Here is a 13560-nt window from a genome sequence, read left to right as displayed (position 1 = left end):
GCTGGTTCATGCCGAGGCGGCCCCAAGTTTACACCAACGGGCCGGCGCGGGTGGCGGAAAGGTTTGGCGGTTAGCCGAGCCGACCGATGATGCGGTAGAACACGCCCGCTGGCAGCAGCTTCTTCAGCAGCGCGCCCTTCTTCGCCGGCGACGTCACGATGTAGTGGGGCCGTGGCGCGCGGGCGTTGAGGGCGTGCTTCAGCACCTTGTAGACCGCTTCGGGGCCGAGCTTTCCCGCTGCCGGCTTGCTGTCGCCGCGCAGCCGCCGCAGCTGCCGCTGGTACTCCTGCGCATGCACCGAATGCTCGAGGTCGATGTGCCGCTCGATGTGCGGGATCGCGTTGGCGGTGAAGCGCGATTCGATCGGGCCCGGCTCGATCAGGCTGACATGGATGCCAGAGCCGGCCAGTTCCATCCGCAGCGTCAGCGACAGGCCCTCGAGCGCGAACTTGGAGGCGTTGTAGGCGCCGCGCCAGCGGTAGGGGACGAGGCCGAGGATCGAGGAGCATTGCACGATGCGGCCGTGGCCCTGTTGGCGCATGGCGGGGATGACCCGCCGCGTCAGGTCGTGCCAGCCGAACACGTTGGTCTCGAACTGCAGCCGCAGCGCCTCCACCGGCAGGTCCTCGACCGCACCCGCCTGGCCGTAGGCGCCGTTGTTGAACAAGGCGTCGATCCGGCCGCCGCTGCGCGCCAGCACTGTGTCGGCCAGCGCGGCGATCGTCTCCGGGCGGGTGTAGTCCATCAGCAGCGCCTCGATCCCGTCGGTCTGGAGCGGCGCCAGGTCCCTTTCCTGCCGCACCGTGGCGAACACCCGCCAGCCATCCGCCTTCAGTGCCCGCGCGCAGTGGGCGCCGATGCCGGACGAGCATCCGGTGACGATGATGGTCCTGCCGGCAGAAAAGGGAGCGGTCATGCGGTTTCCTGTACAAATTCCGTTTCGTTTCCCATATTCACCGGGCGCTGACAATCGCCCGAGCGGGCCAGAAACGGGACAGGGAGGAAATGGCGACCGGTCTACGCATCCTATACAAGGTCGTGTTCGACGCGGTCTGGCACTTCACCGAGGACGACGGCTGGGCGATGGCCAGCCACGTGGCGCTTTCCACCCTGCTGGCGCTCTTCCCCTTCCTGATCTTCGGCACGGCGCTCGGCTCGTTCCTCGGCGCGGAGCAGTTCGCCGACACCGCCGTCCACCTGATCTTCGACACCTGGCCGGAATCGGTCGCCAACCCGATCTCGCGCGAGGTGGTGGCGGTGCTGACGATCCCGCGCGGCGGCCTGGCCACCGTCTCGGTGCTGGCCGCCGCCTATTTCGCCTCGAACGGGGTGGAGGCGCTGCGCGTGTCGCTCAACCGCGCCTACCGGGTGGCGGAGACGCGCTGGTGGTACGTGACCCGGCTGGCCAGTCTCGGCTTCGTCATCCTCGGCGTGGTCGCGCTGACCGCCATCAGCATCGTGCTGGTCGCCGCGCCGCTGGCGGTGCGGGCCACCGACCAATGGATCCCGTGGCTCGGCTACGTCTATTCGCTGGTGCTCGGCTGGGGGCTGTTCGGCACGCTGATCGTGCTCTTCATCGGCCTTCTGCTCGCCCATCTGTGGCTGCCGGCCGGGCAAAGGCGGGTCACCGACGTGCTGCCGGGGATCGTGCTGACGCTCGCCGCCTGGAGCATCGGCGCCTATCTCTTCGCCAGCTACCTCGCGGCGTTCTCCACCTATGTGAAGACCTATGCGGGGCTGGCCTCGATCATGATCGCGCTGGTCTTCCTCTACATCATCGGCGCGATCTTCATCCTCGGCGCGGAGATCAACGCGGCGCTGATGAAATACCGGGTGAAGCGGCTGATCCTCGACCGCCTGCGCAACCGCAAGCCCCTGCCGGAGGTGCCCGTTTCAATCGAGGACGAGGCCATCGCGCGCGAACAGCAGCCGGAGGTCCGCCGGTGACAGCCCCTTGTCCCGGTAGGCGGCGATTCCCGTGTCCCCGTCGCTCTTCGACAGCTTGCGCCCGCCGGCGTCGCGCACGAGGCCGTGATGGCGGTAGCGCGGCTCGGGCAGGTCGAGCAGCACCTGCAGCAGCCGGTGCACCGAGGTGGCGTGGAACAGGTCCCGGCCGCGCACGACATCGGTGACGCCTTGCGCCGCGTCGTCCAGCGTCACCGACAGGTGATAGCTCGAGGGTGCGTCCGGCCGGGACAGGATGACGTCGCCCCAGCGCTCCGGACGGGCCGCCACCGGCCCCGTCTCGCCGTCCGGCCCCGTGCCGGCCTCCTGCCAGTCGAGCGGGCGGCCGGCCAGCTTGGCCCTCGCCGCGGCAATGGCGGCGTCCATGTCGAGCCGCCAGGCATGCTGGCGGCCCTGCGCGATCCGGCCGGCGGCCAGCGCACGGTCGAGGCGCCGTTCCTGCGCCGGGTAGCACGGCGCGCCGTCGGGATCGCGCGGCCAGCGTCCACCGGCGGCCTCGAAGGCTGTGACCTCCGCGCGCACCTCGCCGCGGCTGCGGAAGGCGGGGTAGGCGAGGCCGCGGTCGATCAGTTCCTCCAGCGCGCGCTGGTAGAACGGGAAATGTTCCGACTGGCGCCGCACCGGGCGCTCCCACTCGATCCCGAGCCAATGCAGGTCGCGCTGGATCGCCTGTTCATATTCCGGCCGGCAACGTAAGGTATCGATGTCCTCGATCCTGAGCAGGAAGCGGCCGTCGGCCGCCATCGCGAGCTGGTGGTTGAGCATCGCCGAATAGGCGTGGCCAAGATGCAGCAGCCCGTTCGGGCTCGGGGCAAAACGAAAGACGGCTTGTCTTGGCGGCGAAGATTCCATTAGGTCTTCTTTGCACGAAACCGGCGCGGCGGCCAACGGTCTGCCGACCGGAGGCCGCAACGGAACGACCATGCAGTTGCACATGATCAGATCGCAGTCGGATGTCGCCGCCGGGCTCGTCGACCTGGCCCTGCTCGACGCCCGGCTCTTCGCCGTCATCGACAAGGCGGGCCCGGTGCCGCTGCGTCTCCACGCCCCCGGCTATCGCGGCCTGGCCGGTATCATCGTCTCGCAGATGGTGTCGCGCGCCAGCGCCGATGCCATCTGGCGGAAGCTGGAGCACCTGGCCGGCGAGATCACCCCGCACCACGTGCTCGGGCTGACCGACAAGGACTGCCGCGCGGCGGGCCTGTCGCGCGCCAAGGCGGAGACGCTCCGCCGGGTGGCCGAGGCGGTCGATCGCGGCACTGTCGATCTCGACGCGATCTGCCACATGGAGGCGGTCGCGGCGATCCGGTCGCTGACGGCGATCAAGGGCATAGGCCGCTGGACCGCCGAGGTCTACCTGCTCTTCTGCGCGGGGCACCCGGACATCTTCCCCTCCGGCGACGTGGCGTTGCAGAACGCCGTCGCCCATGCGCTCGGCCTTTCCGTCCGGCCCTCGGCGGCCGAACTCGACCAGATCGCCGAGAACTGGTCGCCCTGGCGCGGCGTCTCCGCGCGGCTGTTCTGGGCCTATTATGCGCGCGAGATGCGCCGCGAGGGCGCGCCGCTTGCGTGAGGCTTGCGCGAGGGAGTTGCAAACCGCGAAACCGCCACGGGGCCTTTGGTTTCCGGCTTCACAATACTGTAGCAACGGGCCTAATATAAAGGCGCAGATGCCGAGTCGATCAGGAGAATCACTTGACGATTTCAGTTTCGCCACAGGCCCTGCCGGCGCTCGTCTTGAACGCCGACTTCCGGCCGCTGAGCTACTACCCCTTGTCGCTCTGGTCCTGGCAGGACGCGATCAAGGCCGTCTTCCTCGACCGCGTCAACATCATCGCGGAATACGAACACTCGGTCCACTCGCCGAGCTTCACGATGCGTCTGCCGAGCGTCGTCTGCCTCAAGACCTACGTCCAGCCGTCCCGTTTTCCCGCGTTCACCCGGTTCAACGTGTTCCTGCGCGACCGCTTCGAATGCCAGTATTGCGGCTCGCCGGATGACCTGACCTTCGATCACGTCGTGCCGCGCGCCCATGGCGGCGAGACAACCTGGTGCAACGTGGTGGCGGCCTGCTCTCCCTGCAATCTCAGGAAGGGCAGCAAGCTGCCGAAGCAGGCCGGGATGTTCCCCAGCCAGAAGCCGTACCAGCCGACGGTGCAGGACCTGCACAACAACGGCCGGCTGTTCCCGCCGAACTATCTGCACGAAAGCTGGATGGACTACCTCTACTGGGACGTCGAACTGCAGCCCTGACCGGCCCGCACGCGCCACCGGTGCCGGCCGGTGCGCGCACCGGCCTCAGGCGGCCCGCGCCCGCACTCCCTTGAAGGCGACCGCGGCCAGGATCAGGCTGGCGATCACGTTCCAGCCGGCAAAGGACAGGCCGAGCAGGCGGAACGAGGCCTCGGTGCACGAGGGCGGCGTCTTGGCGTCGAGGTCGCCGAGTAGGTCGCCGGCGTTCTGTGTCACGCCCTGGGCCGAGGTCGCGCAGGTCGACGGCCCCTCCCAGAAGCCCCACTCGGCACCGGCGTGATAGACCCCCAGGCCGGCCCCGGCCAGCATCATGAGGCCGGCGATCACGAGCAGCCCGCGCGTCAGCCAGGCCGGCCCGCTCAGCCCGGCCGAGACGACGGCGGCCGCCGCGACCGGCAGGCCGTAGTAATAGGGCAGGCGCTGCAGCAGGCAGAGCGCGCAGGGAATGTAGCCGCCGATGTGCTCGAAGCCGAGCGCGCCGCCGACGGTGGCGGCCATGCCGGCCGTCAGCAGCAGCGCGCAGGGAAGGGCGGACGGGCGGGGCAGTGGCGCAAACGACATGGAGGCCGTCCTTCAGGAAACAAAGCGATAGGCGGCGTACATCGCGATCAGCAGCGCGGCGGCGATGCCGGCGAGCAGGCCGAGCTGCTTTTCGATGAAGCCCCGGATCGGCTCGCCGTAGCGGCGCAGCAGCCAGGCGAGGAAGAAGAAGCGGGCGCCGCGGGCAAGGATCGCCGAGACGATGAACAGGCCGAGATTGATGTTGGCGGCGCCGGACAGGATGGTCACGACCTTGATCGGCGGCAGGTGGGCGAGGCCGGAGGTGACGAGCAGCAGCAGCAGCGTCTCGTAGCCGACCGAGTTGCGCATGTGCTCGAAGCTGTCGAGCTTGCCGTAGAACGATAGCACCGGCCTGGCGATCGCCTCGAAGGCATAGTGGCCGAGGTACCAGCCGGCGATGCCGCCCAGGACCGAGGCGACCGTCGCCACCGCCGCGTAGCGCCACAGCCGCTCCGGCCGGGCTAGGCCCATCGGCAGGAACATCACGTCGGCGGGGATCAGGAAGACCGAACTCTCGACGAAGGCGATGATGGCAAGCCAGGCCTCCGCCGACTTCCGCGCCGCAAGTGACATGGTCCAATCATAGAGGCGTCGAAGCATGCAGGAATTCCGGTTGCTACATCAGGCGCCTTTTATCAGCCCGCCTGTCTTTGTAAATCTCTGCACGGCATTGTGATCGTGCCAAGGCGGAAGCGATTGCCGGTTGACCGGCGCGAAAGCCTTCGTGTAAACCGCGGTGACTGCTGTCGCAGGTCCCGTGCCCCATTGGCGGAACTGGTAGACGCGCTCGACTCAAAATCGAGTTCCGAAAGGAGTGCTGGTTCGATTCCGGCATGGGGCACCATCTGCGCACATATCTGCGAACTTGCTTCTCGCCTGTTCCCTCAATTGCCAAATCACATTCAGCAGCCGCGGCCTTTTGAAGGTCCGCAATGCGGCCATTGATTTTGATAGTCCGGTCCCCAACCTCGATTCGGCTTATGATCGCTCGCAGGTAGCTTTTCATTCGTGATCGGTCGGGCCCCCCGCAGTTCCCTGATCACGATTTCGGATAAAAGCTCGACTTTTGCGTCGCTGATCTCCACGTTATCATCCTGGTTGGCGAGAAGGCCCTTGAGTACATTTCGATGCCTGATCAGCGCCTCGTGAACTCTGCTCATCTGACTGACCAATAGAGGTTCCTGGGCGAGGTCATCAGAATGCCCGGCCACGAGTGCGAGGTTATGGAATTCGCGTTCCGATTTCCGAAGGTCTTCTTGCGCTCGCGAAATCCGCAGATTTTGCTCTTGTCGTTCGGCACACCACCGCTCTTGCAGGATGTCCAACAGTGATCGAAGTCGGTGAGGCGTTAGAACATCTGCAATCACGGCGTCGACAACGGCGTTGTCCAGCACCTCTTCAGAAATGTGAACGCCTGGACATCCGACACTTCCCTGCCGCTTCGAGCGATTGCAGTAATAGTATCTGTAGACCTTACCGGTCTGGCTGGTGCCTGTCGCTAGTGTTAGGCCGGCCCCGCAGCACTCGCAATGAGCGATGCCAGCTAAAAGCATGGGGCTGCTAAAGACCTTGGCGGTGCCCTGGCGAGGATCTTTGGATGCCAGCAAACGCTGAACTTCCTCGAACTCTTCGGGCGACACTATTGCAGGGACCGGTATCCGGATTAGCGACGGGGTCGTACCCCAGCGTCTTTTTTGAGGGTTCAGATTGTAGAGCTTAATCCCCATGTACATGGGGTTTGTCAGCATTTTGTGAATGGCGTTGCTGGAAAAGGGAGAACCTGCGCGCGTCCTGTATCCCTGCGCATTCAACCACTTGACGATGGCCTTGATTCCCATGGGTCGACCGTTGTCCGGACCATACAATGCCATCTCCCAAATGCGTCGGGCTAACGGCCTTTCGTCTTCATTAATAGCATATAGCCGACGATGCCGTTGATCCGGTACAGCTTGGGTGGTGTAGCCGAGTGGTTGAACGCCGCCTACGGCGTAACCTTGCTGGGCCAGCGAGGTCATTGTCCTGGTGACATCGGTGGATGTGCGCTGAGAGTGGAATTCGTCAAACGCTGCCGTGGTCGTCACAGCAATGAATCCGCCGGTGTCTTTTGGAAAATCCTGTGTTAGGCTGACAACTTCAACATCATTGTCGTATAGTCTCGATGTAAAATCCATGTAATCCCGAACGTTTCGCGTAAAACGGCTTTGGGAATGAACGATAATCTTACTAAAGGTCCGCTCCGGACTGAGCGCCTCGGTGATCATTTTCATAAACTCTGGTCTTTTCGAAGTCTTTGCGGTCTTTCCCGGCTCATAATAGACCCGCACTACGGTCCAGCCTTCTGCGTCCGCGCGAGCTTTTCCTCGCTGTTCCTGGTCGGGCATCGACAGGTTGCTATCCACGCTATCTTTATCCGAAACGCGGCAATAGATGACGGCACAGGTCGGCGACACTGCTTGTTTGAACGACGCGCCGTCATCGTCAGCGATGCGCGCCCGTATCTCTCGGGTCGAGCATCGCCGCATCTCAGCGCTGGAGTTTCTGGGGAAAGTAGGGCTTGGGTTATCGACCTTGCCCATCAGATTGGCGTTTCGTTTCCGCACGATTGTTCTCCTTGGTTTCAAGGTCGATCGGCTGTCCTCTTGGCGTTGTCGCGGCGACTTCTGATGCGTCGGTCCCTACTGCCTTCATGCGTAGGATGGTCATGCATTGCGTTTTCAGGGCGACAAGGAGCGCATTCACCTCGACATCAGTGATTGGCACCTTGGAAAGGTCGGCGCGGATTTCGCGGACGTCAGATCGTTTTGACCTTCTAATGTCCTTTTGGTGGAATGGCTTGTGTACCACCACGCCCTGCATTCTTCTTCGATATCCGTGGCGAACAGAGCCGGACTCTGTGCCTATATATGCCGGGACGCGGGTCCTGACGAACCTTCTCTCGGCAATGTGTCTCCATCGTCGATAGCAGCCATGTCAGCCACTCCAGCTAAGTACGATTGGCAGAACGGAGCTGCCCCACTTGAGGGGTTGGTTTAGCCGTCCTATCGCGGAAATCGGCGACGCCTATTCCCTGGCGATATGTAAGTAATCGCCCCGCCAAACCCCGGGACTAATCCCGGATTGTATGTCATCGATGAAGTCGTCTGTGACGTACCATCCCGTAGCCGGCCAAGATCTTGGCACGCCGCGGTTTGTCTGCTCGAAGGGACGTCTCTGATTTTTCAGAAATCCTGCAGTAGACGACTGCTGTCTTCGGGGCGCCCTTGTGATCTGAAACAGCCAAGGGGAGTCTGTTGTCGGTCTCGTCCTTCACGGCCAACCTCTATCTTAGGTTTCTCGCCACCCATGTGGGGTGTAAGAGCTTATCTGTTATTAAGAGATAAACAAGTATGATTCGCATAAAAAGCGAATGCGCGATTTCGCGGAAAATATTAAAGTAGCATATATGGGGGAATGGTAAGATTCGGTGCTGAGTCCCTGAGATCAATGCATTGCAAAGGACTAAATTCTTTAAGAGGGAGCGTGATTCATTAGTTCCATATCGAGAATCGATATAATTTTCCGAAATTGAATCCTTAGATTTACATGAAAAATGCCGAAAGTGGAGCGCATCACGTTTCCGTGATCGGAGTGGTGCATGTGTCCCTAAATTCCTGACTGCGCGACGCAGTTGCATTCCGTTACCTGTGGTTGTTTTTGACTCCTAAAGCTCGCGCTGAAAGATTAGATGCTCACTGGGTGAGCATTTCATCTCACAATACAGCTTATGGTGGCGCTCGGCGTTCGGAAAGAGTCACTTCTTCGGAGCGTATTGTTGACAATGCCCCAAGGACTCAGGCTTGCTCCTGGAATGGATACGATTCTCTCCCTAATGCGATTGATGAGAGCTGCTCGCACGCTCACGGGTGCAAGCCTCTTGAGCGGAAGTCGGTCATCTTCATTCCTTCGACTGCTGAGCGCGGGCCTGGTGTAGCGCTCTCGAAGTGACGATCGAGGTTTCCGTGAATAATCTGGTGATTACCAGCATCGGCATGAAGATTGCGCCGAGCCCTTGCTCGGCCGGCCACAGTCAGATCGGGTTTCCGGCGATAGCGGCCGCGTTCAGCGTCGCCCGCTGCTATCAGCAATGAAAGCGAATCCGTGTTGGGCGAATCCTTCCTGCCCGACTGAGGCCTACAGGAACCACCCGTCCGCACCACGACGCAATGCGTCGGCGACGCCTGATCCGATCGAACCGAGTTGCCGCTCGTTGGCGAGTGGCCCCATGTCCACTCCTTCTTCCAGCCCGTTTCCTACTTTCAACCGATCTGCGAGTGAACCTTCACTGCCTGTCCGACATCTGAGTCGTCGAAAATTTCCGCGGGCGCGCCTCACGTTGGCCGAATTTACCCACGCCGTTGGCTACGTCTCCTCTGAGCGGGGGAACGTCGAAGGATTCATCAGGACCACGCATGGTCCCCCGTCCTTCCGACCACCGGCGCCGCGAAGTTCAGCAATCTGCAGGAACTGTAAACACCTCGCCAAACACATGGGGACCCTCGATCCAGCCCAAGGCGTCCATTCCGCAGTCGGCAGCGCTGGCAAGCTCCAGAGAGCAACTATCATGTAATACACCCTCCATCTCGTGAGCAGGTCGGCAGGTGCGTCTCATAGATTGTGCGCTACGATGAATGCAGGAGGGCCATATGCAAAGCTCTGAAAATGCTGCAACACAACGCGAGAAAGCCGCGTCGACCCTGCTCAAAGACATGGAAGCGACTGCCGCGCGAATGCGCGATCTGATCGTCGCCATGCCGGCGCATGATCTGCTTGGCTACTTCTATGCGCAACATATGATGAAATCATTCGCTGATGCCCGTGGGGCGTCAGGCGACCCAGAGACCGACGGCCCGGACACTGGTATCGACGACAATCAGTTCCTGCTTGAATACGTTCATGCGGTACTCGCATCTGACGCGGAGCCCGAACATATCAAATTTGACCAAGCTGCCTGTGCGGAACTGTTCGCACTTGGCCGCAAGCTCAAAGAACAGTCGTTGTTCTTCGCGATGGCCACATCGGCCGATACCAAGGACGGACTCTTCGGTCCTGATACGGCCGATATCGAATTCCACGCCAAAGCGAGTTGGGTCCTGCTGCGCGGAAAGCGCTACCAGGTTCTTGAAGGCCAGTTTTACAGGTTTGTGCTGGCACCTCACGACGATGTCCTCAAAGAGGTCTATGGTGTTGGTGCCGCTGAAATTGCAGCAGGTTTTCAGGACATAGCCGATGCTGCTCGCACCGGCCAAGTCTACGCCATTGAAGTAATGATGAAGCAGTTCAAGGCGGCTCGTGATTTCGCCGCGGCAAAAGGTAGGCCGCTTGAAGACGTCATGGAAGAGTGGGTCGCAGCAAACGCGGAGCAGTCGGAGGCCGCGGGACAAGCCATCGACGACATGTTCCGGGGTGGCGTAGCGAACGTCAGCCGTCACTCGAAGCTGCCAGCAACCCTGCTTGCCGACCTTGCGTACCAACGCGGCGAAGAAACGGAGTTTTTCGCTGCGGGAGAGTATGCGGGGACCCCCTACAGGACGCTGCCCGCCCGCAAGAAGCCGCTGATCCAGCTTGGGACAGATTACTACGCGGTTGATCCCTGCTTCACCCGCGATGCCGGGTATCGGGCCTTGTTATTCAACCTGCTGCGAAGGAAGCCGGATTATAAAAAGACCTTCGAGGACCGGCAAAAAGCGATGAGCGAAAGCGCTTTTGCCGATGTTCTGACTGCCCAGTTACCGGCAGCAACCATCCATCAGGGGGTCTACTACAAAGATCCCTCGACAAAGCAATGGTCTGAAAACGATACACTAATCCTCATCGATGACGTGCTTCTTCTCGTCGAAGCCAAAGCGGGAGCCGCAGCGACGATTGCGTCGCCGGCGCTCGACTTCAAGCGTCACGCCCAATCGGTACAAGACCTGGTAGTCAAGGCATATAAGCAGTGCGAACGGTTCTTCAATTATCTGAACTCGGCGGCCGAGGTTCCGATCTACCATCTGGTGGACGGGAAATACGAACAGTGCGACCGAATTCGGCGCGCTGACTACCGCGTGATGATACCCATCGGGTTGACGGTGGAATCGTTTTCGCCTTTTTCCACGTACACCAAGAATTTGCCGCAGATTCAGCCGCTGCTTGGAGAGCACCCCTTCATTTCGATGTCGATTGATAACCTATTCGTCCTCCAGCGGTTTCTCCCCACACCGGGGCAATTCGCGCATTATATGGAGGTGCGTCAGGCCATGGCTGGCATACGTGGCGCGCTTCTTTTTGATGAGTTTGACCACCTTGGCGCATACCTGACCAAGAACCGGATCGATCTCGAAACCGCAGACCGCATGAAGGAAGGCAAAGCCGACATGCTCGTGTGGGATGGCATGTCCCATGTCGTGGACCGAAGTTTTGAAGGAGAGGACTGGGACAGCCGGCCGTTGCCCGGACAACAGTTTCCGGACGAGGTGCTGAAGTTGCTTGGCGCGCTGCACACCACCCGCGCCCCGGGTTGGCTTTCAGCGGAGAGCCACATACGCGATTTTGATGAAAAAGGCAGGCAGGATCTTGCGAATATTCTGCAGTACATGCGGAAATCGCTCGACCGGCACCCGGCACGCCACTTCATCCTCGCCGGAGACGGCAAATCACTCTTCGTATGGCTGGAGCAACATGGTCAGGCGACTGACTGGAGCAAAGTCAATGACAAAGCCAGCGCTGCTGCCCTGGCTGTGAGAGCTTCGAGCATCGTCGGCGTGATGGCAACGGTGCTTGCAAACGGGAGCTATCAATCGGCAAAGGCTTTCACTGTCACCAAGCCCACGGTTCGGACCGAAGCAAACGCCCACATCTTCGAGGATGCCGCTCGAATGGCGCAGCCTGCTAGAGCGATAAATCTGAAGGAAGCGGTAAGGGTTCTGAAAGCGGCCAATGGAAGAAAGCCGGGACGCAACGCTCCCTGTCCTGGCGGCAGCGGACAAAAATTTAAAAGGTGCCATGGTAGGTGAAACTCAGGTCGCAAATCCCGCCTGACGAAAACTAACTCGGTGCTGGATAGGGCGTGAAGCCGCCGCTAACGTGCCGCGGAACAACGGACAGCGGCCATCGTGGCGTCAGCTACCGCCCACAGGACTAGTCGCCGGATGGCTGGGGATGGAAGCCGCAATCGGGCCATGGCTGAATGTCGACAACGTGAGGATGCCGTCCAGTTGGGAATGAGGGACGGCGGTTGGTCGACTACCGGAACGAGGTGGAAACACTGCGCATATTTGGGCGTTTCGCTCATAGTGGAGTGAGCCGAACTGGCGCGGCTCTCTCGGCTGGCGCGGGCGCGACCTCAAGCCGCAGTCCGCCCGCGACTTCTTGCAGCAAATATATTCGTCCTATGCGGACGATCCGTGAGTGTGAGGCTTGCGTCTGCCGGAGATACGACCCTTTCCACTGCAGGCCGGATATCGAACGCAACCGAGGAAAGGGCCGTAGCGACCGGTTCGCTCAACCAGCCACCCATCCTGGTCTGACCAGCCTCACAGCACCATCACCTCCTAAAGCACATATGCCCCGTAGGGGCGGTAGCTGTGCGGTGGCAAATGGCAGCAAAGGCTGAAAGAACGTCAGCTTCTGCCGACTGACATGGCGCCGCAAAGCTGTCCTAGCAAATTGGGCTTTTAGGTCCGCTTCGGGCCGACGCCGGCCATGTCACAGAAGGCCAGAAGCGGACCCAACGCAAGTTCATCAAGACCAGTGTGATATGTGGAGGTGTGGAGTGGGGCGGCGCAGGCTATGAGGAGAGTAATAGCGTCGCACATTATGCGCCCTTTTCTGCAGCGGCGCGCTCAGCCTCGTCCTCAGCGTCGAGCAAATCATCGTAAGGCTTCTTGAGCAGGTCGAAATCAAGAGGCGTGATGACCAGATGCTGATTGTTGTCCGGCCAAGTAACCCATTTGCCTTTGCTCAGGACCGTTTCGTACGCCTTCAGCATCGCCAGCTTGGCTTCGATCACCGTGTCCATATGGTCCTTTTTTGTGGGAGTTGCACACCGAATCGGATGCCCAGGTCCGAAGCTCGCCGATGTCACCGCTTGGGCAAATACCTCCCCAAACTCCGGCTTCAGCACCTTGGACCCAGCATCACAGCGACTCTCCGTCTTATCAGCAGCCGTTTTTTTACGCGAATTTCGAGTCGAACTGCAATCCAAAGTTATTGTCTATTTCGGGCCAATGAGGTTTCATGACGTAGTTGGCCAGCACGTGGCGCTGCTCCGGGCGGAGGGGCGTCGCGGGGGCGGTCTGTGTCGAGTGAGATAATGGTGATGGTATGAAGGCTGGCCCGGTCGAAATTGGCACGCTCCTACAGAATCGCAATCGCTACTGTGTTCCCATCTATCAACGCCGCTATGTCTGGACAAAAAACAAACAATGGGAGCCGTTCTGGCAAGATATTCGGACCAAGGCTATCGAACGTCTGGCGGGAAGGGAGCGGCGCTTTTCACATTTTATGGGGGCAGTCGTTCTGGAGAGCCGTGCGAAACCGAGCGTGCGGCAAGTGCCCTCGTTCCAGGTCGTTGATGGGCAGCAGAGGCTCACGACCTTTCAGATATTTCTGACAGCAGCGCGTCACTATGCGCAGAGGATCGGATATTCCACTGCCGCCTCGAACATTCAGCGCTTCGTCATGAATAGCGATCCGCAACTGATGGAGAACCCTGAAGTTGAGATCTACAAGGTCTGGCCAACGCAGGGCGACAGGCAGTGACCT

The 13560-nt window shown here is 60.8% G+C and carries 13 protein-coding genes and 1 tRNA gene; 7 read left to right on the top strand and 7 right to left on the bottom strand.

Going from position 1 to position 13560, the window contains the following annotated elements:
- Nucleotides 1–70: 70 nt before the first annotated feature.
- Nucleotides 71–916, bottom strand: coding sequence for an SDR family oxidoreductase (locus ACXAGF_RS17405; RefSeq protein WP_475018629.1), 846 nt, complete (start codon nucleotides 914–916; stop codon nucleotides 71–73).
- Between the two features lie 89 nt (nucleotides 917–1005).
- Between ACXAGF_RS17405 and ACXAGF_RS17400 the strand changes: the two genes are divergently transcribed.
- Nucleotides 1006–1947, top strand: a complete 942-nt coding sequence (locus ACXAGF_RS17400; protein ID WP_475018628.1) for a YihY/virulence factor BrkB family protein — start codon at nucleotides 1006–1008, stop codon at nucleotides 1945–1947.
- Here ACXAGF_RS17400 and gluQRS read toward each other — a convergent pair.
- The gene (gene gluQRS / locus ACXAGF_RS17395; RefSeq protein ID WP_475018627.1) at nucleotides 1894–2817 is read right to left on the bottom strand and encodes a tRNA glutamyl-Q(34) synthetase GluQRS; all 924 of its coding nucleotides are present in this window, start codon (nucleotides 2815–2817) and stop codon (nucleotides 1894–1896) included. The genes ACXAGF_RS17400 and gluQRS overlap by 54 nt on opposite strands.
- 82 nt (nucleotides 2818–2899) lie before the next feature.
- On the opposite strand from gluQRS, the gene ACXAGF_RS17390 reads away from it, so the two are divergent.
- Together ACXAGF_RS17390 and ACXAGF_RS17385 are read left to right on the top strand one after the other, a co-directional pair.
- A complete protein-coding gene (locus ACXAGF_RS17390; RefSeq protein ID WP_475018626.1) occupies nucleotides 2900–3538 on the top strand; it encodes a DNA-3-methyladenine glycosylase family protein in 639 nt (212 codons plus the stop codon).
- 122 nt (nucleotides 3539–3660) lie between these two features.
- Entirely contained in the window at nucleotides 3661–4218 is a 558-nt protein-coding gene (locus tag ACXAGF_RS17385) for an HNH endonuclease (protein ID WP_475018625.1), read from the top strand.
- A 45-nt stretch (nucleotides 4219–4263) separates the two neighbouring features.
- Here ACXAGF_RS17385 and ACXAGF_RS17380 read toward each other — a convergent pair whose 3' ends face one another.
- The gene (locus ACXAGF_RS17380) at nucleotides 4264–4779 is read right to left on the bottom strand and encodes a disulfide bond formation protein B (protein WP_475018624.1); all 516 of its coding nucleotides are present in this window, start codon (nucleotides 4777–4779) and stop codon (nucleotides 4264–4266) included.
- A 12-nt stretch (nucleotides 4780–4791) separates the two neighbouring features.
- Nucleotides 4792–5379 carry a YqaA family protein gene (locus ACXAGF_RS17375; protein ID WP_475018623.1) on the bottom strand — a complete coding sequence of 196 codons (588 nt, stop codon included), beginning with the start codon at nucleotides 5377–5379 and terminating at the stop codon, nucleotides 4792–4794.
- A gap of 159 nt (nucleotides 5380–5538) precedes the next feature.
- On the opposite strand from ACXAGF_RS17375, the gene ACXAGF_RS17370 reads away from it, so the two are divergent.
- Nucleotides 5539–5623, top strand: a tRNA-Leu gene (locus tag ACXAGF_RS17370).
- Nucleotides 5624–5681: 58 nt separating this feature from the next.
- On the opposite strand, the gene ACXAGF_RS17365 is transcribed toward ACXAGF_RS17370, so the two are convergent.
- Complete coding sequence (locus ACXAGF_RS17365; protein ID WP_475018622.1) at nucleotides 5682–7379, bottom strand: recombinase family protein; 1698 nt, start codon at nucleotides 7377–7379, stop codon at nucleotides 5682–5684.
- Nucleotides 7339–7635 carry a hypothetical protein gene (locus tag ACXAGF_RS17360; protein WP_475018621.1) on the bottom strand — a complete coding sequence of 99 codons (297 nt, stop codon included), beginning with the start codon at nucleotides 7633–7635 and terminating at the stop codon, nucleotides 7339–7341. Before ACXAGF_RS17360 ends, ACXAGF_RS17365 begins: the two co-directional genes overlap by 41 nt.
- Nucleotides 7636–8777: 1142 nt before the next feature.
- On the opposite strand from ACXAGF_RS17360, the gene ACXAGF_RS17355 reads away from it, so the two are divergent.
- Nucleotides 8778–8906 (top strand): hypothetical protein, encoded by a 129-nt coding sequence (locus tag ACXAGF_RS17355; protein ID WP_475018620.1) that lies wholly within the window; start codon nucleotides 8778–8780, stop codon nucleotides 8904–8906.
- A gap of 555 nt (nucleotides 8907–9461) precedes the next feature.
- Entirely contained in the window at nucleotides 9462–11810 is a 2349-nt protein-coding gene (locus ACXAGF_RS17350; RefSeq protein ID WP_475018619.1) for a YecA family protein, read from the top strand.
- Between the two features lie 800 nt (nucleotides 11811–12610).
- Here ACXAGF_RS17350 and ACXAGF_RS17345 read toward each other — a convergent pair.
- On the bottom strand, nucleotides 12611–12814 hold the full coding sequence (locus tag ACXAGF_RS17345) for a hypothetical protein (protein WP_475018618.1): 204 nt from the start codon (nucleotides 12812–12814) through the stop codon (nucleotides 12611–12613).
- 305 nt (nucleotides 12815–13119) lie between these two features.
- On the opposite strand from ACXAGF_RS17345, the gene ACXAGF_RS17340 reads away from it, so the two are divergent.
- Nucleotides 13120–13557 carry a DUF262 domain-containing protein gene (locus ACXAGF_RS17340; RefSeq protein WP_475018617.1) on the top strand — a complete coding sequence of 146 codons (438 nt, stop codon included), beginning with the start codon at nucleotides 13120–13122 and terminating at the stop codon, nucleotides 13555–13557.
- Nucleotides 13558–13560: the final 3 nt, after the last annotated feature.

Source organism: Mycoplana sp. ABR4_002, from assembly GCF_056159645.1.
Note: the sequence above shows the minus strand (reverse complement) of the source record. Positions and strands in the feature narration are given on the sequence as shown.

Excerpts from the sequence above, each read along its gene's own strand:
- ACXAGF_RS17405 (WP_475018629.1), bottom strand. The coding sequence starts at position 916 with ATGACCGCTCCCTTTTCTGCCGGCAGGACCATCATCGTCACCGGATGC.
- gluQRS (WP_475018627.1), bottom strand. The coding sequence starts at position 2,817 with ATGGAATCTTCGCCGCCAAGACAAGCCGTCTTTCGTTTTGCCCCGAGC.
- ACXAGF_RS17390 (WP_475018626.1), top strand. The coding sequence starts at position 2,900 with ATGATCAGATCGCAGTCGGATGTCGCCGCCGGGCTCGTCGACCTGGCC.
- ACXAGF_RS17340 (WP_475018617.1), top strand. The coding sequence starts at position 13,120 with ATGAAGGCTGGCCCGGTCGAAATTGGCACGCTCCTACAGAATCGCAAT.
- ACXAGF_RS17345 (WP_475018618.1), bottom strand. The coding sequence starts at position 12,814 with ATGGACACGGTGATCGAAGCCAAGCTGGCGATGCTGAAGGCGTACGAA.
- ACXAGF_RS17350 (WP_475018619.1), top strand. The coding sequence starts at position 9,462 with ATGCAAAGCTCTGAAAATGCTGCAACACAACGCGAGAAAGCCGCGTCG.
- ACXAGF_RS17360 (WP_475018621.1), bottom strand. The coding sequence starts at position 7,635 with ATGCAGGGCGTGGTGGTACACAAGCCATTCCACCAAAAGGACATTAGA.
- ACXAGF_RS17375 (WP_475018623.1), bottom strand. The coding sequence starts at position 5,379 with ATGCTTCGACGCCTCTATGATTGGACCATGTCACTTGCGGCGCGGAAG.
- ACXAGF_RS17380 (WP_475018624.1), bottom strand. The coding sequence starts at position 4,779 with ATGTCGTTTGCGCCACTGCCCCGCCCGTCCGCCCTTCCCTGCGCGCTG.
- ACXAGF_RS17400 (WP_475018628.1), top strand. The coding sequence starts at position 1,006 with ATGGCGACCGGTCTACGCATCCTATACAAGGTCGTGTTCGACGCGGTC.